This is a genomic window from Sphingorhabdus sp. (assembly GCF_046596595.1).
Classification (GTDB): Bacteria; Pseudomonadota; Alphaproteobacteria; order Sphingomonadales; family Sphingomonadaceae; genus Sphingorhabdus_B.
Map to the genome: position 1 here is coordinate 1 of NZ_JBKJMB010000006.1, position 5,705 is coordinate 5,705.

The window sequence follows — 5,705 nt, forward strand, 5'->3', positions numbered from 1 at the left end:
TGGCCGCCGCCCGATGCAGGCAGAGCCGCTCGGCTAAAATCCAGCTTGGCGGTTATTTCGATGGTCAACGGCAGATCGCTGCGCTCGGACACCGCAGCGATTTGCGTGCCGTTGGACGAACACAACAGGCACGTGTCTTCGCCCGCAGCAAGCAGCAACGGCAATAGCCCCAACGCTCCCACAGCGCGTAGCTTATGACCCGGTCCTGTCATAGCCTGCCAAATCTAGCCCGATCATAGTAAAATATCTGTTAAGGATAGTTCTTGAACCGTCTTGCCATTGACCCCACATCAGCTTTTCCAAAAGGATATTTGTAATGAAAAAGATTATCAAAACCGACGCCGAATGGCGCGCCGAATTGGGCACCGTTCAATATCATGTCCTGCGTGAGGCAGGAACGGAGCGCGCATTTGCGGGCGAGTTGACCGATGAAAAGCGCGAGGGGGCATTTTTATGTGCAGGATGCGGAACGGCTCTGTTCGCCTCGGACACCAAATTTGACAGCGGGTCAGGCTGGCCGAGCTTTACTGCGCCCGCCGATGGCGAAGTGGTCGAAGAGCATCAGGACGTCTCGCACGGCATGGTCCGCACTGAGGTACGTTGCGCCGCTTGTGAAGGGCATTTGGGGCATGTGTTCCCTGATGGTCCAGGGCCTACTGGCCTGCGATACTGCATCAACAGCGCCGCGCTTGCATTCGATCCCGAACAATAAGCTGCTTGTCGGCGAGTCCACGACCGATTAACACCCGGTCATGGTACGCGCGCGCAAGACTTCGAAAGAACGTAGCCCAATGGGAACGTGGTTTTTACGTATCGTCAAAACCGTCGTTATCGGGGGTTTCCTGTCCGTCATGGTGTTGGGGATATTTGTCGCCATTGCCCGCGGAGAAATTGACAGTTTTGAAGATTTAAAAGCATCCCCCAATGGCCAGATGATCCGCGTGCGCGCGGCCGATGGCACGGTCATCCAGTCGCTTGGCCCAAGCTTTGGACGCTGGCTAACGGTCAACCAATTGCCGTCCGAAATGACGGACGCAATGGTCGCGGTGGAAGACCGCCGTTATTATCTGCATCCCGGCGTTGACCCGATTGGCATTACCCGCTCATTTTACGTGCGGGCTATTGAAGGGCGCTGGACTCAAGGCGGGTCAACTATAACCCAGCAGCTGGCGCGCAACATTTATCTGAATAACAACAAGGAATTCGGCCGCAAAATGCGCGAGATAGTTCTTGCGCTGGCCATGGAAACCAAATTTTCCAAAGAACAGATCCTCGAGCTATATTTGAACAAGGTCTATTTCGGTGGCGGCGCTTATGGCGTGGATGCAGCAAGCCGACGGTTTTTTGATCATGGCGCCGAAACGCTCAGCCTGGCCGAAGCGGCTATTATTGCAGGAATGGTCAAAGCGCCCTCGCGTTATTCGCCTACAGCCGACGCACAGGCAGCGCGCGACCGCGCGGGTGTGGTGGTTGAGGTCATGCAGGATGCAGGCATGATTACCGCCGCGCAGGCCGCGAGCGTGGAGCCTGCCGAAGTAAGGCTGGCGGCTGAATCGCCACAGAACAGTGTGCGTTACTTTACGGATTGGATTTTGCCGCAATTGGACGGCCTGATGGATGAAACCGAAAAGCCGATTGATGTATGGACAACGCTTGACCTGAAGATGCAGCGTGCAGCGACTGCCGCAATTGCGGCGAATGTTCCGCGCGGGGCACAAGGCGCATTGGTGTCGATCGACCGCGATGGCGCCGTCAAGGCTATGGTCGGCGGAACCGATTATGTGTCCAGCAATTATAACCGCGCAGTTACCGCTGTCCGGCAACCCGGCTCTGCGTGGAAATTATTCGTGTATCTGACCGCTCTGGAGGCGGGCTTTCGTCCAGAAGACATGGTCGAAGATAAGCCCGTTGAAATCGAGGGATGGCAGCCAAAGAACAGCGGCGGCAATTATGCAGGTTCCATTTCGTTAAGAACAGCGTTTGCCTATTCAAAAAATACCGTAGCCGCGCAGCTCGGACAGGAAGTGGGCACCAGCAGCATCGCAAATATGGCACGCCGATTTGGGATAACTACGCCGATTAACACGCTGCCCTCCATGGTGCTCGGCACGTCAGAAGCGCGCGTCATTGACATGACTCAAGCCTTTGCTGCGGTTGCGGCGAAGGGACGAAATGTGACGCCTTATGGCATCATCAAGGTGACCACGATTGATGGCGAGTTGCTTTATGCGGCCAGACCGTCAAGTTCGGTCCAGCTTGTCGATGATTGGGTGGCAGGTGCAATGACCGATTTGATGCAGACCGCTGTTGCAACCGGTACTGGCCGTGCTGCCAATATCGGTCGGCCAGTTGCAGGCAAGACCGGAACAACCTCAAGCAACAAAGATGGTTGGTTTCTTGGCTTTTCGAGCGGCCTGACAACGGGTGTATGGATGGGCCGTGACGATGCCCGTGCGATTGGTGGTCTTGAAGGCGGGCGGGCCCCGGCACAGGCGTGGGCAGCCTATATGCGGATTGCGGTGGCCAACCGCCCCGTCGAGAAATTTGCGACTGAAGTCACCTTTCCCGAGCGGCTTGAGGGTGAGGAGCCTTTGCTGGGCGAGCAAGAAGAAGTGCCGCTGGTCGATGAATTTGGCATGCCCATTGAGGGCGATCCTGTCATGGAAGACCCGGGGCTGGTTCCGACCACTGAGCCGGAGCCGCTTGATGAAGCATTTATCGAACGCGCAATTGGAGGGCGGCGTGAGCCAAGGCCGGCACCCGAGGAGGAAGACCCCCGCGCGCTACCGCGTCCGTTCGGCTGACAGTTCGAGTGACAGCGGGCATCCTGAAGCATGCGCCTACAGCGCGTGACCGGTCCGGCTTTTCTTTGTTGCAAGATAATCGGCGTTGTGCGGATTTTCAGCAATTTTGAGCGGTAAGCGCTCTTCGACTATAATATCGGCGCTTTGCAGCCCGCGCACTTTCTCCGGATTGTTGGTCAAAAGTCGTACCTGTTTGACCCCGAGCAATTCAAGCATGCGCGCTGCAACCGAAAAGTCGCGCGCGTCGATTGCAAAGCCCAAGCGCGTATTGGCATCGACGGTGTCGAAACCCTGATCCTGAAGCGCATAGGCACGCAGCTTGTTAATCAAGCCAATGCCGCGCCCTTCCTGCCGCAGATATAATAATATCCCCCAGCTTGCGTCGGATATCTGACGAAGTGCCTCGTGCAATTGGGGGCCACAATCGCATTTCAGACTGCCTAGGACATCGCCCGTCAGGCACTCGCTGTGTAGCCGGACAACAGGCGGCGACGAATCGCGCTTGCCGATGAGCAAAGCAACATGATCGGACGCATCAACCGCCGTCCGGAACGCCACGATTTCGGCATCGGCATTTGCGGCAACGGGTAGCCGGGCGCGCGCAGCAATACGCAACGCCCCATTATCGTCAAACGCGGCGACATCTTGCGGGCTTAAAAGCACAGGCGCGTCGCCGACACCGTCCAGAACCAGAAACGCCGGAAGCAGTCCGGCAAGTCGCGCAAGCTCGATGGCTGCCGACGCAGATGGTCCGTCACCAAGTGCTTGCGCCGCAAAAGGACCTTTCATCGGGTATAAAAGGTCAAGACTTGGGTCAGCCAACGCCAAAGCCAGCGTCAGGTCCAAATCGGACGGCGTCTTGATCATCACCGGCAGGGCAGTGTCAGCTGCCGCACGCTGGTTGGTCAGTTTAAGTGTCGCAGCGCGGCTTGCGGAGAGCAATATCGCTTGCGCGCCAGATATGTCTTGAGCGGTTTCTATTGCCAACACGGTCAACACACTGTCCATATGCGTCAGGGTGACGGGCCAGCCACGGCGAAGTGCGTCGATCGCCACGGCGGCGCGGCGCGAGTTCCCCGACGCGATATCAGCGCCGCTCAAAAAGCGAATTCCGTCACAATCGGCGCATGGTCCGATGGCTTACCCCACCCCCGCACATGCTTATGAACGACGTGCGACTTTGCCTTCTCCATCAGGTCGGGCGTCACCCACATATGGTCAAGCCTTCGGCCCCGGTCGGAGGTTTCCCAATCCTGCGCGCGGTAGCTCCACCACGTATAAAGCTTTTTTGACGGATCGACAAAATGCCGCGCAACATCCACCCAGTCGGCAGCCTTTTGAATCTCGGCCAGATGCGCGCATTCAATGCGCGTATGGCTGACAACATTGACAAGCTGCTTGTGGCTCCAGACATCCTGTTCAAGCGGCGCAACGTTAAAATCACCCATCAATATGGTTGGCTGCGTCACCGTCTGTGACCACTCGGCCATCCGCTTTAAAAAGCTTAATTTCTGACCGAATTTCGAATTGACCTCGCTGTCGGGCACTTCGCCACCAGCGGGAATATAAACATTGTCGATGCGAACGCCCTTCGCCGCATCGATATTAAGCTCCGCCCCAATATGGCGGGCCTCGCCATTGGCCTGCCAGTCTTCGACCCGGCGGTTAATGAGGGGTATTTTGCTCACAATGGCCACGCCGTGGTGCATGGGTTGTCCATTGATGATGAAATGGCGATAGCCCAGTTGCCGAAACAGCCCCTCGGGAAACAGGCTGTCGATTACCTTGGTTTCCTGCAGACATAAAACGTCCGGCGCTTCCTCCTTTAAATACCGTTCGACGATGTCGATGCGGGCGCGGACCGAGTTGATATTCCACGAAGCGATACGGATGGTCTGGGACATAGAATGTCCGCCCTAGATGGCTGAAGCGCTTGGGGCAAGCCGATGAAGTGGCGGGGGCCCCAAAAAAGCAAAGCCCTCATCCCGGGGGCATTTGGGATGAGGGCTAAGCTTGCGTTCGTCACGCGGTATCAGCGGCGATTTAACGTCGTGGGCAACAGGGGGAAAACCACACGAACTCTCAACCGTTGATGCAGTTTTAATACTACGACTTTCCTGTCAGCGAGATGAACAAAAGGTATAGGCTCAGCGGTTTGTCGGCAGTCAGCATCAGTTCATCGACTGATTTACGATTTTCTGCGAACTGGGCGCGGGTCTTTCCACGTAAAGGCGTTTTTACCGATTGTGCCGTTATAGCTGATGTTACTGAGTCGAAGGCTCGTCCGGTTGTTTTTGGAGTCCAATGCGACCCAGCCATTCAGCGTCAGGCCGCCGGGTGCCCCCGGCTTGTTGACAAATATCATGGTGATCGTGCCAAATTCGGGACGTTTGGCATCGCGGACTTCGACGCTAATGACGTCATTTGTGGAGGACGGGACAACCTTGCCAAAGCGTGCCAAGTCCTGACCCGGGTCAAGCAATGCAGCCAATGGACTGTTCCGGATGGGCCAGCGCTGAACCTGCTTCACTTCATAATCCACCATGGTCAGCGCGCGACCATCGGCCACAATCAGCAGCGGCACGTCTTTCTGATATTCAAACCGCACCTGACCGGGCCGCTTAAGCAACAGCTTGCCTGTCAGCGTTTGGCCGTTCCGGTCCGTTTGGGTGAAATCGGCAGACATCGTGCCGACGGCTTTCATATGCGCAACGACGCGCGCCAAGCGTTCGGATGAAGACTGTGCTGTTGTGGGCGCCGTTGCCACCAGCGCAACAGGCGCAAACATCAGGGCGTATTTGAGATATGTCATCATGTTTCCTTGGAAGAATGAGGCCAGCCCTATGAGTGCAGCCTTGAACCCCGTCTTAACGCCTAAATGGGATCGCCGTTCCGGTCGCG

6 protein-coding genes are annotated in these 5,705 nt (G+C 56.6%); 2 read left to right on the top strand and 4 right to left on the bottom strand.

The window, feature by feature from the left end; all coding sequences use genetic code 11:
- Positions 1-212, bottom strand: a 212-nt coding sequence (locus ACLL9E_RS00150) for a hypothetical protein (protein WP_411289720.1), incomplete at its 3' end; no start/stop codon positions are given.
- Between the two features lie 104 nt (positions 213-316).
- Here ACLL9E_RS00150 and msrB point away from each other — a divergent pair.
- Both msrB and ACLL9E_RS00160 read left to right on the top strand, forming a co-directional pair.
- Positions 317-712 carry a peptide-methionine (R)-S-oxide reductase MsrB gene (gene msrB, locus ACLL9E_RS00155; RefSeq protein ID WP_411289721.1) on the top strand — a complete coding sequence of 132 codons (396 nt, stop codon included), beginning with the start codon at positions 317-319 and terminating at the stop codon, positions 710-712.
- A gap of 40 nt (positions 713-752) precedes the next feature.
- Positions 753-2,804, top strand: a complete 2,052-nt coding sequence (locus tag ACLL9E_RS00160; protein WP_411289722.1) for a transglycosylase domain-containing protein — start codon at positions 753-755, stop codon at positions 2,802-2,804.
- Positions 2,805-2,840: 36 nt separating this feature from the next.
- Here ACLL9E_RS00160 and ribA read toward each other — a convergent pair whose 3' ends face one another.
- The 3 genes from ribA to ACLL9E_RS00175 form a co-directional block, all read right to left on the bottom strand.
- Entirely contained in the window at positions 2,841-3,905 is a 1,065-nt protein-coding gene (gene ribA, locus ACLL9E_RS00165) for a GTP cyclohydrolase II (protein WP_411289723.1), read from the bottom strand.
- Positions 3,902-4,708 carry an exodeoxyribonuclease III gene (gene xth / locus ACLL9E_RS00170; protein ID WP_411289724.1) on the bottom strand — a complete coding sequence of 269 codons (807 nt, stop codon included), beginning with the start codon at positions 4,706-4,708 and terminating at the stop codon, positions 3,902-3,904. The genes ribA and xth overlap by 4 nt, the downstream gene beginning before the upstream one ends.
- A gap of 284 nt (positions 4,709-4,992) precedes the next feature.
- Positions 4,993-5,616, bottom strand: coding sequence for a LolA family protein (locus tag ACLL9E_RS00175; RefSeq protein ID WP_411289725.1), 624 nt, complete (start codon positions 5,614-5,616; stop codon positions 4,993-4,995).
- Positions 5,617-5,705: the final 89 nt, after the last annotated feature.

Bases quoted from the DNA above. Each gene is read 5' to 3' on its own strand.
- ACLL9E_RS00160 (WP_411289722.1), top strand. From the start codon at position 753: ATGGTACGCGCGCGCAAGACTTCGAAAGAACGTAGCCCAATGGGAACG.
- xth (WP_411289724.1), bottom strand. From the start codon at position 4,708: ATGTCCCAGACCATCCGTATCGCTTCGTGGAATATCAACTCGGTCCGC.
- msrB (WP_411289721.1), top strand. From the start codon at position 317: ATGAAAAAGATTATCAAAACCGACGCCGAATGGCGCGCCGAATTGGGC.
- ACLL9E_RS00175 (WP_411289725.1), bottom strand. From the start codon at position 5,616: ATGACATATCTCAAATACGCCCTGATGTTTGCGCCTGTTGCGCTGGTG.